This window comes from Psychromarinibacter sp. S121, assembly GCF_049801035.1.
GTDB lineage: Bacteria > Pseudomonadota > Alphaproteobacteria > Rhodobacterales > Rhodobacteraceae > Psychromarinibacter.
The window spans coordinates 142,946-157,133 of record NZ_JBNAGE010000003.1; the positions used below are offsets into that span (position 1 = coordinate 142,946).

General features: G+C 65.7%; 13 protein-coding genes. 11 read left to right on the forward strand and 2 right to left on the reverse strand.

Features of this window, described 5'->3' with window-relative positions:
* Positions 1-10: 10 nt before the first annotated feature.
* From ACP156_RS14450 to ACP156_RS14485, 8 genes are all read left to right on the forward strand, one after another.
* The gene (locus ACP156_RS14450; RefSeq protein ID WP_425052062.1) at positions 11-703 is read left to right on the forward strand and encodes a metal-dependent hydrolase; all 693 of its coding nucleotides are present in this window, start codon (positions 11-13) and stop codon (positions 701-703) included.
* A 156-nt stretch (positions 704-859) separates the two neighbouring features.
* Positions 860-1,606, forward strand: a complete 747-nt coding sequence (locus ACP156_RS14455; RefSeq protein WP_425052063.1) for a YebC/PmpR family DNA-binding transcriptional regulator — start codon at positions 860-862, stop codon at positions 1,604-1,606.
* Between the two features lie 331 nt (positions 1,607-1,937).
* Entirely contained in the window at positions 1,938-3,116 is a 1,179-nt protein-coding gene (locus ACP156_RS14460; protein WP_425052064.1) for an ROK family transcriptional regulator, read from the forward strand.
* A complete protein-coding gene (locus tag ACP156_RS14465) occupies positions 3,113-3,919 on the forward strand; it encodes an ATP-binding cassette domain-containing protein (protein WP_425052065.1) in 807 nt (268 codons plus the stop codon). The genes ACP156_RS14460 and ACP156_RS14465 overlap by 4 nt, the downstream gene beginning before the upstream one ends.
* Positions 3,920-3,923: 4 nt before the next feature.
* The gene (locus ACP156_RS14470) at positions 3,924-4,958 is read left to right on the forward strand and encodes a sugar ABC transporter substrate-binding protein (RefSeq protein WP_425052066.1); all 1,035 of its coding nucleotides are present in this window, start codon (positions 3,924-3,926) and stop codon (positions 4,956-4,958) included.
* A 113-nt stretch (positions 4,959-5,071) separates the two neighbouring features.
* Positions 5,072-6,046 (forward strand): ABC transporter permease, encoded by a 975-nt coding sequence (locus ACP156_RS14475; protein WP_425052067.1) that lies wholly within the window; start codon positions 5,072-5,074, stop codon positions 6,044-6,046.
* Positions 6,043-6,813 carry an SDR family oxidoreductase gene (locus ACP156_RS14480; RefSeq protein WP_425052068.1) on the forward strand — a complete coding sequence of 257 codons (771 nt, stop codon included), beginning with the start codon at positions 6,043-6,045 and terminating at the stop codon, positions 6,811-6,813. The genes ACP156_RS14475 and ACP156_RS14480 overlap by 4 nt, the downstream gene beginning before the upstream one ends.
* Positions 6,810-7,958 (forward strand): aminotransferase class V-fold PLP-dependent enzyme, encoded by a 1,149-nt coding sequence (locus ACP156_RS14485; RefSeq protein WP_425052069.1) that lies wholly within the window; start codon positions 6,810-6,812, stop codon positions 7,956-7,958. Before ACP156_RS14480 ends, ACP156_RS14485 begins: the two co-directional genes overlap by 4 nt.
* Positions 7,959-7,965: 7 nt before the next feature.
* Here ACP156_RS14485 and ACP156_RS14490 read toward each other — a convergent pair whose 3' ends face one another.
* Together ACP156_RS14490 and ACP156_RS14495 are read right to left on the reverse strand one after the other, a co-directional pair.
* The gene (locus tag ACP156_RS14490) at positions 7,966-9,558 is read right to left on the reverse strand and encodes an ATP-dependent DNA ligase (RefSeq protein WP_425052070.1); all 1,593 of its coding nucleotides are present in this window, start codon (positions 9,556-9,558) and stop codon (positions 7,966-7,968) included.
* Positions 9,559-9,586: 28 nt separating this feature from the next.
* Positions 9,587-10,597 (reverse strand): ligase-associated DNA damage response exonuclease, encoded by a 1,011-nt coding sequence (locus ACP156_RS14495; RefSeq protein ID WP_425052839.1) that lies wholly within the window; start codon positions 10,595-10,597, stop codon positions 9,587-9,589.
* A 252-nt stretch (positions 10,598-10,849) separates the two neighbouring features.
* On the opposite strand from ACP156_RS14495, the gene ACP156_RS14500 reads away from it, so the two are divergent.
* The 3 genes from ACP156_RS14500 to ACP156_RS14510 all read left to right on the forward strand — a co-directional run bounded on the left by ACP156_RS14500 (position 10,850) and on the right by ACP156_RS14510 (position 14,155).
* Entirely contained in the window at positions 10,850-12,277 is a 1,428-nt protein-coding gene (locus tag ACP156_RS14500; protein WP_425052071.1) for a circularly permuted type 2 ATP-grasp protein, read from the forward strand.
* A gap of 115 nt (positions 12,278-12,392) precedes the next feature.
* Positions 12,393-13,346, forward strand: a complete 954-nt coding sequence (locus ACP156_RS14505) for an alpha-E domain-containing protein (RefSeq protein WP_425052072.1) — start codon at positions 12,393-12,395, stop codon at positions 13,344-13,346.
* Positions 13,343-14,155, forward strand: coding sequence for a transglutaminase family protein (locus ACP156_RS14510; RefSeq protein WP_425052073.1), 813 nt, complete (start codon positions 13,343-13,345; stop codon positions 14,153-14,155). The genes ACP156_RS14505 and ACP156_RS14510 overlap by 4 nt, the downstream gene beginning before the upstream one ends.
* Positions 14,156-14,188 lie beyond the last annotated feature (33 nt).

Consider the following 14,188-nt stretch of genomic DNA (forward strand, 5'->3'; position numbering starts at 1 on the left):
GGAGACGACGATGAAGATCACCTGGCTCGGCCACTCCGGCTTTCGCATCGAGATCGGCAAGCAGATCCTGCTGATCGACCCGTGGTTCGACGGCAACCCCGCGTTCCCGGAGGACAAGAAGGAAGAGGCGATCGTCGGCGCCAGTCACGTGCTGCTGAGCCACGGTCACGGCGACCACTCGGCCAACGCGGTCGGGATCGCGTCCGATCTTGGCATTCCGGTGGTCGGCATGTTCGACCTGATGAGTTTTTGGGAAGCCCGCCACGGCATCCAGACCGTCGGTTTCAACAAGGGCGGCACGGTGGACCTTGGTGACGTGAAGGTCACGATGGTGAACGCGGTGCATTCCTCGTCCATCTCGTCGGACAACGGCCCGATCTATACCGGGTCCGAGGCCGGGTTCATGATCGAAGGCGAAGGCCACGTGATCTATTTCTCGGGCGACACCGACGTGATGGCGGACATGAAGGTCTTCAACGATCTCCACAAACCCGACATCGGCATCCTCGCCTGCGGTGGCCATTTCACCATGGACATGCGCCGGGCGGCCTATGCGGCGCGCGAGTTCTTCGACTTCAAGACGGTGATCCCCTGCCACTACAAGACTTTCCCGCTGTTGGCGCAGTCCGCCGACCCGCTGGTCGAGGCGTTGCCGGGCGTCGATGTGAAGGTGCCGGAAGTGATGGAGTCGATCACCTTCTGATCCCGCCCCGCCGATGGTCCGGTGCGGCATTTCGGTGCCGCCGCCCCTATGGCCGGATGTCCGGCAGGCCCCCGTGCATGGCGCGGGGGCTTGAACGCAAGGGCCCGCAGGGATAGAAGCCAGCGCCAGACCCCGGGACATTACCAAGAGGCATACATGGCCGGCCATTCAAAATGGGCGAACATCCAGCACCGCAAGGGCCGTCAGGACGCCTTGCGGTCGAAGCTGTTTTCCAAGCTGTCGAAAGAGATCACCGTCGCCGCCAAGATGGGCGACCCCGATCCCGACAAGAACCCGCGTCTGCGCCTTGCCGTGAAACAGGCGAAATCGCAGTCGATGCCGAACGACAACATCGACCGCGCGATCAAGAAGGCCGTCGCTGGCGAGGGCGAGGGCTTTGAAGAGATCCGGTACGAGGGCTACGGGCCCGGCGGCGTCGCCGTCATCGTCGAGGCGATGACCGACAACCGCAACCGCACGGCGTCCACAGTCCGGTCGACCTTCGGCAAGAACGGTGGCAACCTTGGCGAGACCGGGTCGGTCGGCTTCATGTTCGAGCGCAAGGGCGAGGTGACCTATCCCGCGTCCGTGGGCGATGCGGACACCGTGATGATGGCCGCGATCGAGGCGGGCGCGGAAGACGTGGAAAGCTCGGACGAGGGCCACATCATCTATTGCGCCGACACCGACCTGAACGAGGTCGCCACCGCGCTTGAGGCCGAGCTTGGGGAATCGGAAGAGACCAAGCTGATCTGGAAGCCCACCACGACCACCGAACTTGACCTTGAGCAGATGCAAAAGCTGATGCGGCTGATCGAGGCGCTGGAAGACGACGATGACGTCCAGCGCGTCACCGCGAACTTCGAGGTCTCGGACGAGGTGATGGAGCAACTCGACGCCTGACCGGCATCCGATTGCGCGAGACTAGAGAGGCGGGCCAGTGGCCCGCCTTTTTCGTTTGCGCAGGCGTGGGCCTGTGTGGGGGCTCTGCCCCCGCCGCTGCGCGGCTCCCCCGAGGTATTTCGAAAGAGAAGAAGCGGGGAAGGGGCGGCGGGCCCGAATAATTCAAAGCACCGATTTTTGGGCAGTTGCGGGCAGGTATCACGGCTTCTCGCATGGCTTGGAAGAAAGGCTTTGACAGAATCGTGACGCTGCGGTCTCAATTAATTCAAATCAAATGACCGGTCAGATCGCATGACTTAATAATCCGGTCCAACAGGGAAACTTTGCGCGCATGGCGCTTTCGGGAACCAATCAGGGGCAGGCCCGCCTGCTGAACCGGCGCACGGTGCTGGAGGCGATCCGCCAGCATGGCCCGATCAGCCGGGCCGAGATCGCGCGGGCGGTGGGTCTGACGACCCAGACCGTCTCGACGATCACGTCCGAGCTGCACGAGCGCGGTTTCCTGATCGAGCGGCCGGGCAAGCCCAAGGGACGCGGGTTCCCGGCGCCCTCGTTCGAGATCGCGCCGGACGGCGGCTTTGCGATCGGTGTCTCGATCTCGCCGCGCGGGCTGGAGGCGGGGCTGATGAACGTTGCCGGCGATCTGGTGACCCGGAAAACCGTCGACGCGCCGCGCCTGACCGCGACCGAGGCCTTCGGGAAGATCACCGACCTGGTGGCGGGGATCGCCAAGGGGCGCGACGAGGACAAGATCCTTGGTGTCGGCATGTCGCTTCCCGGCCCCTTCGGTGTCGACGGGATGAGCTTTGTCGGGTCCACCACGATGGAAGGCTGGACCGAGACCGACATCCGGGACGGGCTGCGGGAGTGCGTGCCTTTCACCGCTTTCGTCGACGGCGACATGTCCGCCGCGGCGCATGGCGAACGGCTGTACGGGCGGGGCACCGAGTTTCGCGATTTTTTCTATCTTTACATGGGCGTCGGCCTTGGCGGCGCGATGATCTTCAACAACCAGGTCATGCGCGGCGCGAACGGCAACGCCTCGGAGGTCGGGCATATCCCGATCGTGCTGAACGGCGAGCCATGTTTCTGCGGCAACCGCGGCTGCCTGGAGCGCTACTTCTCGATGGAAGCCTACGACCGCCGCTCTGCCGAGATCGGCGAGGACGCGTGGCTGGAAGAGGTCGCGCCGATCTTCCGCGCGGCGATCGTCACCATCGAGAACCTTTACGATCCCGAAACCATCGTGCTGGGCGGTCAGGCGCCCGCCGCGCTGCAGGCGCACATCCTGAAGCTGGCCGAGGATCTGCCGGGCTCGCTGGGCGCGCGGTCCGACCGGGTGGTGCCGCGCATCGTGCCGTCGCGGGCGGGCGCGGACGCGGTGATCCGGGGCGCGGCGTCGCTAGCCGTGAGCCGCGTCTTCGCGCCCTCGGGCGACACGCCGACGCCGGCGGGCGGCCAGCCCGCGCCCGACCTTTTCGCCCGCCGCCTCGAGAAAGTGACCCAATGACCGAACCGCTGCTGAAACTCACGGACATCACCCGCCATTTCGGCGCCATCCAGGCGCTGCGCGGCATCGACATGGAGGTCCGGCCGGGCGAGGTCGTGGCTTTGCTGGGCGACAACGGCGCGGGCAAGTCGACGCTGGTCAAGATCATCTCGGGCGGGCTGAAGCCATCGTCGGGGACCGTGTTCTTCGACGGGCAGGAACGGCATTTCGGGTCGCCGTCCGAGGCGAAGGCGGCGGGGATCGAGACGGTTTATCAGGACCTGTCGCTGTGCGTGAACGCCGACGTCGTGGCGAATTTCTTCATGGGCCGCGAGATCACGAAGAAATTCCTCGGCATCCCCGTCCTTCAGGAGAAGGAGATGGAGGCGATCACCGCGAAGGCGATCAAGGAGGCGGGCACCAAGATCCCCTCGCTGCGCACCAATGTCGAACATCTGTCCGGGGGCCAGCGGCAGGCCATCGAGCTGAACCGTTTCGTCCACTTCGGCGGCAAGCTGGTGCTGCTGGACGAGCCCTTCGCGGCGCTGGGCGTCGAACAGACCGCCAAGGGGCTGGAGATGATCCGCAAGGTCGCCGAACGCGGCGTGGGCGTGATCGTCATCACCCACATCATGGCACAGGCCTTCCAGGTCGCCGACCGCATTGTCGTCATCCGCCAGGGCAAGGTGGCGGGCGATATCGAAACCGAAAAAACCACCCCGGAACAGGCTGTCGAGCTGATTACCGGGGGCACCCTGTCTATCGCCGGAGCGGGCAGGGGACACGCATCGACCGATCCGGTTCAACAGGGAAAAGGAAGCTGAGAAGATGAAACTGACACGTCGTTTGTTCCTTGGCGCGACCACGGCCATGGCCTTGGCAAGCAGCGCCTACGCACAGGACAAGGGCACCATCTATTACATGGTCCCGACGCTGCTGGACGAGTTCCAGACCACCTCGGTCGACGCGATCGAAAAGTTCATGGGCGAGGTCGGCTATGAGGTCGTCACGCTGAACGCGGACAACAAGACCGACCTGCAGCAAAGCCAGATGGCCGACACGATCCTGCTGGATCCCGAGGCCATCGTGATCGCTCCGGTCGATTTCAACGCGCTGGTCCCGGCCATCGAGGAAGCCCGCGCCGCGGGCATTCCGGTGATGATCTTCGACCGGCAGATCACCGAGACGATGATCGACTTCACCTCGGTCGCGGGCACCATCGAGATCGGCCACGTCGCCGCGGGCGAGATCAAGCGTCTGCTGACCGAGAAGAACGGCTCTGTCACCGGCACGGTGCTGCAGGTGCTGGGCGATCCGGGCGATCCCTACACGCTGGACATCCAGAAGGGCTTTGAAGAGCTGATGGCCGGTGAGGATGTCGAGATCATCACCCATCCGGCGATGCAGTGGGAAGCCTCGAACGCGGGCACCATCGTGGCCGACGAGCTGCTGGCGACCCCGGACATCGACCTGATCTTCGTCCACGCCGCGCACCTTTCGGTGGCTGCCGTCGCCTCGCTTGAGGCTGCGGGCAAGGCGCCGGGCGATGTCATGGTCGTGTCGTCGAACGGCGCGCCGGTGGGTCTGGACCTGATCCGTCAGGGCTGGCAGCAGGTCGAGGTCGAACAGCCGCTGTTCGCGCAGGCCGCCGCGCTGGCGATGTTCGCCGACAAGATCGTTGCGGGCGAAGAGATCGAGCCGGGCACCTATGACGTGCTGGGTCTGGAATCCACCGTGACGATCGAGGACTGGGGTCCCAACATCAAGATCCCGGGCGCCGCGATCACGCCGGAAAACGTGGACGACCCGACCTTCTGGGGCAACCTTCAGGCTCCTGACGATCCCATCACGCCGGTCGAATAAGCCGGCCTGATGGCACGTGCGCCGGGCCGCGTCTCCCTTCCGCGGCCCGGCGCCTTCCCTTACACGATTTCCGATCCGAAAGGCCGCCCGCGATGACACCCGCGCGACGACGCATGCTCGAGTTCCTGCTCGACAACCTTGTGTGGCTGATGCTGATCGCCGTTCTGGTGATCTTCTCGCTTACCGTTCCCCGCTATTTCCAGTTCGGCATCTTCGCCAATATCCTCGAGCAGTCGACCTACGTCGGTGTGATGGCCATCGGCCTTGCCATCGTGATCATCTCGGGCAACCTCGACCTGTCGGTCGAATCCACGGCCGCCTTGGCGGCGATGATCACGGGGCTATTGTTCGCCTCGTCGGGGATCGGGATGGGGCTGACGCTGGGCCCGTCCTTCATCGCCATTCCGCTGTCGATGCTGATCGCCATGGCGGTGGGGGTCGTCATCGGCTTCATAAACGGCTTCTTCGTGATCAAGGTCGGGATGTCCGCCTTTATCGTGACGCTCGCCTCGTTCATCTGGGTGCGCGGCCTGGTCGTCGCGATCTCGGGCGGGCGTTCGGCGCAATCGCTGGACCCTGCGATCCGCGTGCTGGGGGTCGAGCGTCTGTTCGGCGTGCCGTTGCTGGCGTGGTTCGCGGTGCTGTGTTTCGTGATCTTCTCGCTGATCATGGCGAAAACACCGTTCGGGCGGTACATCACGCTGGTCGGCGGCAACGAGGTCGCGACCTACCGCGCCGGTATCCCGGCGAACAAGATCCTGTGGATGTCCTTCGTGATCGCGGGCGCGCTGGCGGGGCTGGCCGGCTGGCTGCTGGCGATCCGGACTTCGGGCGCGACGGCGAACCTTGGCACGGGGATGCTGTTCAACGCCTTCGCAGCGGTGGTCATCGGGGGCGTGTCGTTGAAGGGCGGCATCGGCAAGCTGCCGGGCGTCTACGCTGGGGTGTTGCTGATCTACTCGATCCACACCGCGATCAACCTGATGCGGCTGCCGGCGCACTGGACGCAGGTGATCCTTGGCCTTCTGGTGCTGGCCGCCGTACTTCTGGATACGCTGAAACTGCGACTGAGGGAGAAGCTGCTATGACGGGCAGGCTGGAGGGACGCGCCGCGCTGGTGATCGGCGGCGCACGCGGGATCGGCGGCGGCATCGCCACCCGGTTCGCGGCAGAGGGTGCGCGGGTGGCCATCGCGGATCTGGAAGATACCGAGGGAGAGGCGCTGGCCGCCGAACTGGGCGGGTTCTACCGGCACACGGACATCTCTGACGCGGACGAGGCGGATGCCGCCGTGGCCGAGGTGGTGGACCGGTTCGGTAAGATCGACATCCTTGTGCAGAACGCGGGGATCTATCCGTGGACGCTGATCGAGGACACCAGCGCAGAGGAATGGCACAAGGTTCTTGGCGTGAACCTTGGCGGCTGCTTTCTGGCGACCAAGGCGGCGGTGAAGCACATGAAGACGCAAGGCTACGGGCGGATCGTGCTGACGTCGTCGATCACCGGGCCGCGCGTGACTTCGCCCGGACACGGCCATTACTCGGCCTCGAAGGCAGGAATCAACGGGTTCATCCGCTCCGCCGCTATCGAGTTCGCGGGCTACGGCGTGACGGTCAACGGGATCGAGCCGGGCAACATCCTGACCGAGGGGATGAAGGCGCACCGCTCGGCCGAGTTCATCAAGGACATGGAAAGCGCCATTCCCGTTGGGCGCATGGGCACCCCCGCCGACATTGCGGCGGCGGCGCTGTTTCTTGCCTCGGAAGAGGCGGAGTTCATCACCGGGACGACCATCGTGGTGGATGGCGGGCAGATCCTGCCCGAGGGCAATGACTTTCGGATGCCGGTGGGGTGACCCTTCCCGGCCAGATCATCAACGCCGCAGGTACGCTGACACGCCTTTCGGGCGCGCCCCTTGCGCCGGGCGTGGCCGAGGCGATGGTGGCCGCCGATGCGGTTTCGGTCGACATGGTGGCCTTTCACGCCTACGCGGGTGAAAAGATCGCGGCGGCGACGGGGGCCGAAAGCGGACTGGCCACGGCGGGTGCGTCAGCGGGGCTGCTGCTGGCCGCCGCCGCCTGTCTGGCGCGGGATGATATCGCCCGCATGAACGCTTTGCCGGGTGGGCGTGGGCCAAGCGAGATCGTCGTCGCGCGGTCGCATCGCAACAGCTATGACCATGCCGCACGGGTGGCCGGGGCCACGCTTGTCGAGGTGGGGCTGCCCGATCCAACGGCCGAGGCCGGGCGCCGCGACGTGGAGCCTTGGGAAGTGGCGGCGGCGCTGGGCCCCGATACGGCGGCCGTCTACTTCACCGCGACGCGCGCGACCTACGACCTGCTGCCCGCCGTGGTCGAGGTGGCGCATGCGCAGGCCGTTCCCGTCATCGTCGATGCGGCGGCCGAATTGCCGCCCGCCGCCAACCTGCACCGTTTCATCGCGGATGGCGCCGACCTTGTGGCGTTCTCGGGCGGCAAGGTGCTGGGCGGACCGGCGGGGACGGGGATGCTGGCGGGACGGCGCGACCTGATCGCCTCGGCGGCGCTGCAGTGCCTTGACCTGGACGTCCACGCTAGCGATTTCGCGCCGCCGCCGGACTTCATCGACATGACCCGCTATGCCGGGCTGCCCCGCCACGGCGTTGGGCGGTCGGCAAAGCTGGGCAAGCACGAGATCGCGGGGCTGCTGGCTGCGCTGGATTGCTTCCTGTCCGAACCGGATGCGGATCGCCACGCGCGGTGGCTGACCGTCTGCGAACGGGTGGCCGGCGCTCTGGGCGGCGCAACCATCGCCCATGCCGACGATACGGACCGCATCCCGGTGGTAGAGCTTGCCTTTCCGGATGCGGCTGCGGCCCGCGTGCGTGACGCGGCACTGAGGGCGCGCGCGCTGCCGGTTCACCTTGGCACCGATCCGTTCCGGCCCTCGGTCCTGTCGATCAACCCGGTCTGTCTGCGCGAGGCGGACATCGGGCCATTGCTGGCGGCGTTGACGGACTGACCGCACCTCAGCCGTAGGCCGCCAGCATCTCTTTCAGATCCTCCAGCGTGTTCGCCTCGCCCACCGGCTTGTCCTCGCGCCAGCGGGACATGCGGGGAAACCGCAGCGCGACGCCAGACTTGTGGCGCGGGCTTTCCTGAATGCCCTCGAAATGGATCTCGAACACGTGGTGCGGTTTCACCGCGCGCACCGGGCCATAGCGTTCCAGCGTATTCTTGCGGACCCAGGCGGTGATGCGGCGGAATTCGGCGTCGGTCAGCCCGGAATAGGCCTTGGTGAAGGGCACCAGCTGGTCGCCGTCCCAGACCGCGAAGGTGAAGTCGGTGAACAGGTTGGCGCGGCGGCCATGACCCTGCTGGGCGTAGATCATCACCGCATCGATCGACAGCGGATCAACCTTCCACTTCCACCAGTCGCCCTTCTTCCGCCCCACCTGATAGGCAGAGGACATGCGTTTCAGCATCAATCCCTCGGCCCCGATCTCGCGCGAGCCTTCGCGGGTGGCGGCCATCGCCGTCCAGTCGGGAACGTCGATGCGGGGCGACAGGCGGATGGGCGCGTCGGCGGGAAGGCCGGCAACAAGGGTTTCCAGCAAGGCGCGGCGGTCGGCCAGAGGACGCTCGCGGATGTCCTCGCCCTGCCATTCCAGCAGGTCGTAGGCTTTCAGGATCACCGGCGCCTCGGTCAACAGCTTCTTCGGCACCGTCTTGCGGCCGATGCGCTTTTGCAGCCGCGCGAAGGGCAGGGGGGCGTCACCTTCCCACGCAAGGATCTCGCCGTCGATCACGGTGCCCTCGGGTACGAAGTCGCGGGCGGCGGCGAGTTCGGGGAAGCGGTCGGTCATCAGTTCCTCGCCCCGCGACCAGACGTGGTGCTGGCCGCCGCGCAGGACAAGCTGGCCCCGGATGCCGTCCCACTTGTGCTCGGCCAGCCAGTCGGTGACGGGGCCAAGGTCTTCGGGCGCGTCCTCCAGCTGGTAGGCGAGGAAAAACGGATAGGGGCGCGACAGGTCCTCGTCCGGGTCGGGTTCCAGCACCAGGCGGCGGTAAGTGGTGCTGTCGGGGGTCCAGTCGCCCATCAGCCGCAGGGCAAGGTCGGGCTCGTCGATGCCGGTCGCCTTCGACAGCGCGCGGGTCATCAGCTTGGCCGATACCCCGACCCGGAAACCACCGGTCAGAAGCTTGTTGAACAGGAACCGCTCGGTCGCGTCGAGCCGATCCCAGGCGTCGCGGACAAGGGCTTTGCGCTCGGGCTCGTCCAGTGTAGGAAGACGGCGGATTTCAGTGATCCAGTGGGTCAGTGAATGGTCCGACTTCTGCCGGTTCGGCGGCAGGACAAGGGCGATGGTCTCGGCAAGGTCGCCGACGATCGGATAAGACTCTTCGAACAACCACAGCGGTATTTTTGCGGACTCTGCCGCCCATTCTCGCAGTATTGTGGCATTCACCGCACGTTTCGGGCGGCGGCCCGACAGCAGCGCAACGGTCCACAGACGGTCGTCCTCGGGGGCTTCGCCGAAGTAATCGGCCAGCGCCTCGACCTTCGCAGTGGTCCGGGTCGTCTGGTCCAGACGGGTGAAAAGGCCGGCGAAACGCTTCATGGCCGGAGTGTCAGAATTGCGGGCGGCATCATGCCTCTTCCTCCTCGGCCCGGTCGAGGCTTTCGCCCTCGAACTCGGTCTCGACCACGGCGGCATCGTAACCCTGTTCCTCCAGCCAGCGGCGGAACACCGAGGTGTAGCCGTGGGTGACGAACACACGCTCGGCCCCGGTTTCGCGGATCGCGGCGTTCAGCCCGTCCCAGTCGGCGTGGTCCGACATCACGAACCCCCGGTCCGCGGCCCGCCGACGGCGCACGCCGCGCAGCCGCATCCAGCCCGAGGCGAAAGCGGTCGATACCGTGCCGAACCTGCGCAGCCACGGTGTGCCCAGTCCCGAGGGTGTCGACAGCACCAGCGCGCCGGGGTGGTCTTTCGGGTTCACCTCTGGCGTCACGCGAATCGTGTCTGGCAGCGCAAGGCCCTGCCCACGCAGCACCTCGTTCACGTTCTCGACCGCGCCATGCGTCAGGATGGGTCCGATAGAGGTGTCGAGCCCCGCCAGGATGCGCTGCGCCTTTCCCAGCGCGTAGGCCGCCAGCACCGGGGTGCGGCCATCCGCGACGGTCGACGCCCACCATCGGTTGATCTCGTCCTCGGTCGTGGCCTGCGGCGCCCATGTGAACACGGGAAGCCCGAAGGTGCATTCGGTGATGAAGGCGTGGCAGCGCACGGGTTCGAACGGCTCGGACAGCCCGTCGGGTTCGGTCTTGTAGTCGCCGGACACGACCCAGACCTCGCCGTCGACCTCGATCCGGATCTGCGCCGAGCCGGGGACATGCCCCGCAGGGTGGAACGACACCTTGGCACCGCCGATGGTCCGCGTCTCTCCGTAACGGATGGTGTCCAGCGTGATCTCGCCCAGCCGGTGCCGGATCACCGGGGCGGCAGCCTCGGTCGCCAGATAGCGGGCGTGGCCGGGGCGGGCGTGGTCAGAGTGGCCATGGGTGATCAGCGCGCGGTCCACGGGACGCCACGGATCGACGTGAAAGTCGCCAGCGGGACAGTAAATGCCCTGAGGGGTGAAGGTCAGCACGGCCATGAAGCGATGATAGCGCGGGCCGCCCGGCTGGCGAGTGCCGGGAAAACGGGACACCTGTAAACCAAATTACACGCAGTTGCCGCAGGTTGCCCCTTTCCTGTGGACAGTTCGCCGGGTCACGGTATGTCAGAGGGAAAGGGGACAGGCGGCGGTATCGAGGATTGCCCGGCTGAAAGGCAATTCCACGCAGCCAAAACGACAGCCACGACGCGCCCCCTTGCGCATCGTGCGAGGGATTGGGAAGGTAAAGCCATGAGTAAGGCCGCTGAACCACGCTATTTCAACGAGATGGAAGCCGGAGGCGCCGTGCGCGGCCCCTATGCCGGTATCCAGGACTGGGTCAACGAGATGCCGGCCGAGCTTCGGTCGCTCAAGCAGCACGAAGCGGAAAACCTGTTCAGGCGCATCGGCATCACCTTCGCGGTCTATGGCGAGGGCGGCGATCCGGACCGCCTGATCCCCTTCGACATGTTCCCCCGGGTCTTCGCGGCGGACGAGTGGCGCAAGCTGGAACGCGGTATCAAACAGCGGGCGCGGGCGCTGAATGCCTTCCTCGGCGATGTTTACGGGCGCGGCGAGATCGTGCGCGCGGGCAAGATCCCCGAGCGGCTGGTCTATACCAACGAGGCCTACGAGAAGGCCGTGGTGGGCATCGTGCCGCCGAAAGGCGTCTACAGTCATATCGTGGGCATCGACCTTGTGCGCGTTGGGCCGGACGAGTTCTACGTGCTGGAGGACAACTGCCGGACGCCATCGGGCGTGTCCTACATGCTGGAAAACCGCGAAATCATGATGCGGATGTTCCCGCAGTTGTTCCAACAGAACCGCATCGCGCCGGTCGATGGCTATGGTCGTGCGCTGAAACGCACGCTGGCTAGCGTCGCGCCCAAGAAATGCGACGGCGACCCGCGCTGCGTGATCCTGACGCCGGGCCATTTCAACAGTGCCTATTACGAGCACTCGTTCCTTGCCGACACGATGGGGCTGGACCTTGTCGAGGGGCAGGATCTGTTCGTCGACGGCGATTTCGTCTGGATGAAGACGACAGAAGGCCCGCAGAAGGTGGACGTGATCTATCGCCGGATCGACGACGCCTTCCTTGATCCGCTGTGCTTCAAACCGGACTCGATGCTGGGTATTCCGGGCCTGATGAACGTGTATCGCTCGGGCGGCGTGACGATCTGCTCGGCACCGGGCGCGGGCGTGGCGGACGACAAGGCGATCTATACCTTCGTGCCCGAGATGGTCCGCTTTTATCTTGGCGAAGAGCCGATCCTGCAGAACGTGCCCACGTGGCAATGCGGCAAGGCGGACGAGTGCAAATACGTGCTTGAGAACCTCAAGGAGCTGGTGGTCAAGGAAGTCCACGGTTCTGGCGGCTATGGCATGCTGGTGGGACCGAAGTCGACCGAAGCCCAGATCGAGGCGTTCCGCGCCAAGATCGAGGCCGACCCCGACAACTATATCGCGCAGCCGACGCTGGCGCTGTCGACCTGTCCGACCTTCGTGGAGGAAGGCGTCGCGCCGCGGCATGTCGATCTGCGGCCCTATTGCCTTGTGGGCGAGGATATCGAGCTTGTGCCCGGCGGTCTGACGCGGGTGGCTTTGACGGAAGGTTCGCTTGTCGTGAACTCCAGCCAGGGTGGCGGGGTGAAGGACACGTGGGTGTTGGCGGAATGATGGGGCGCGCGACCCCCTCCCTGACCCTCTCCCTGGACGGGGGAGGAGAGTGCGTTTCGCCCTGTTGCGCGCGTGTTTCTCTTGAACTTTTGACGACCAACTCGGAGCCCTTCCCATGCTGAGCCGGACCGCGGAAAACCTTTTCTGGATCGGGCGTTACATGGAACGGGCCGAGGCGTCTGCGCGGCTTTTGGACGTGGGCGCGCGCAATGCGCTGCTGCCGAACATCGGCGGCGGTTACCGCAACGAGTGGGAGTCGATCCTAGAGGCCAGCGGCACCCTGCCGGCCTTCAAGGAGAAGTACGGCGACCCGGTGCAGCGCAACGTCGAAAGCCACATGTTCTTCGACAAGGACAACCCGTCCTCGATCCTGTCCTGCATCACCGCCGCGCGCGAGAACGGGCGCATCGTGCGGACCGCGATCACCGGTCAGGTGTGGGACGCGCTGAACACCGCGTTCCAGGAAATCCGCGAGATGCAGCGGACCGAGCGCAGCCAGCTGCCGCTGGCGGATCTTACGGAATGGACGATGCGTACGGCCGCTTTGGTGCGCGGGGCCGCCTCGGTCACGATGCTGCGGAACGACGGCTTTCACTTCATGAAGACCGGCTACGCGCTGGAGCGGGCCGATAACACCGCGCGTTTTCTTGACGTGAAGTACTACGTTCTGTTGCCGGGCGTCAGCTATGTCGGCTCGGGCATCGACAACTACCAGTGGTCGACGCTGCTGCGTGCGCTGAGTTCCTATCGCGCCTTCGGTTTTGCCTATGGCGGCGAGGTGACCGCCGACAAGATCGCGGATTTCCTGATCCTGAACACGCAATGCGCCCGGTCCCTGTTGTCCTGCACGCTGGAGATCAACGACAGCCTCGATTTCCTGGCGCGCGCCTATCACCGCGCCACCGGCGCGCAGCAGGTCGCGCGCGGAATGATGGGCGAGTTGGCGGAAGCACGGGTCGAGGACATCTTCCAGGAAGGGCTGCACGAGTTCCTGACCCGGATCATCGAAGAGATCAACGGGCTTAGCGCTGCGATCCACGCGAGCTATCTGACGGGGAGGGTGGAATGAGACTGAGCGTTTCGCACCGGACGCATTATTCCTTCGGCGAACCGATCGCCGGGGTCGTCCAGAGCCACCGCCTTCAGCCGGCGGATTGCGAGAACCAGCGGATCCTGAACTGGTCGGTGACCGTCGAGGGCGGGTTGGCCGGCGCGGGCTTTCGCGACGGCGCCGGTGACTGGGTCCAGACCGTGACGCTGCGCCGTGCTGTGGCCGGGGTGTCGATCCTTGTGGAGGGACTGGTCGAGACGCAGGACCTGAACGGCGTGCTGACCGGACATTCCGAGAAGGTGCACCCGTCGGTCTATCTGCGCGACACGCGGGCCACCATGCCCAGCATCGCGATCCGCCGCATGGCCGAGGAACTGGCCGCGTCCGAGACCTCGCCGCTGGATCTCGCGCACGGTCTGTCGCGCAAGGTGTCCGAGTTGATCGAGTACCGTCCGGGCGAAACCGACGCCAGCACCTCGGCGACCGAGGCGCTGGAGCTTGGCTATGGCGTCTGCCAGGACCACGCACACGTTCTGATCGCCGCCGCGATCTCGGTCGGGATTCCGGCGCGCTATGTCGCGGGCTACCTGTATTCCGAGGCCGGCGACGAAATGGCCGAGGCCAGCCACGCATGGGCGGAACTGCACCTCGAGGGGCTGGGCTGGGTCGGTTTCGACGCGGCGAACGAATGCTGCCCCGATGGCCGCTATATCCGCCTTGGGTCCGGGTTCGACGCGCTTGACGCTGCGCCCATTCGGGGCGTGGCGCACGGTGAGACGACAGAGCATCTTGACGTGGAAGTGAGCGTCGGCCAAGTGCAGCAGTAGGGTGCGGTCGTCACGGGCGTCCGCCGCGGGGAT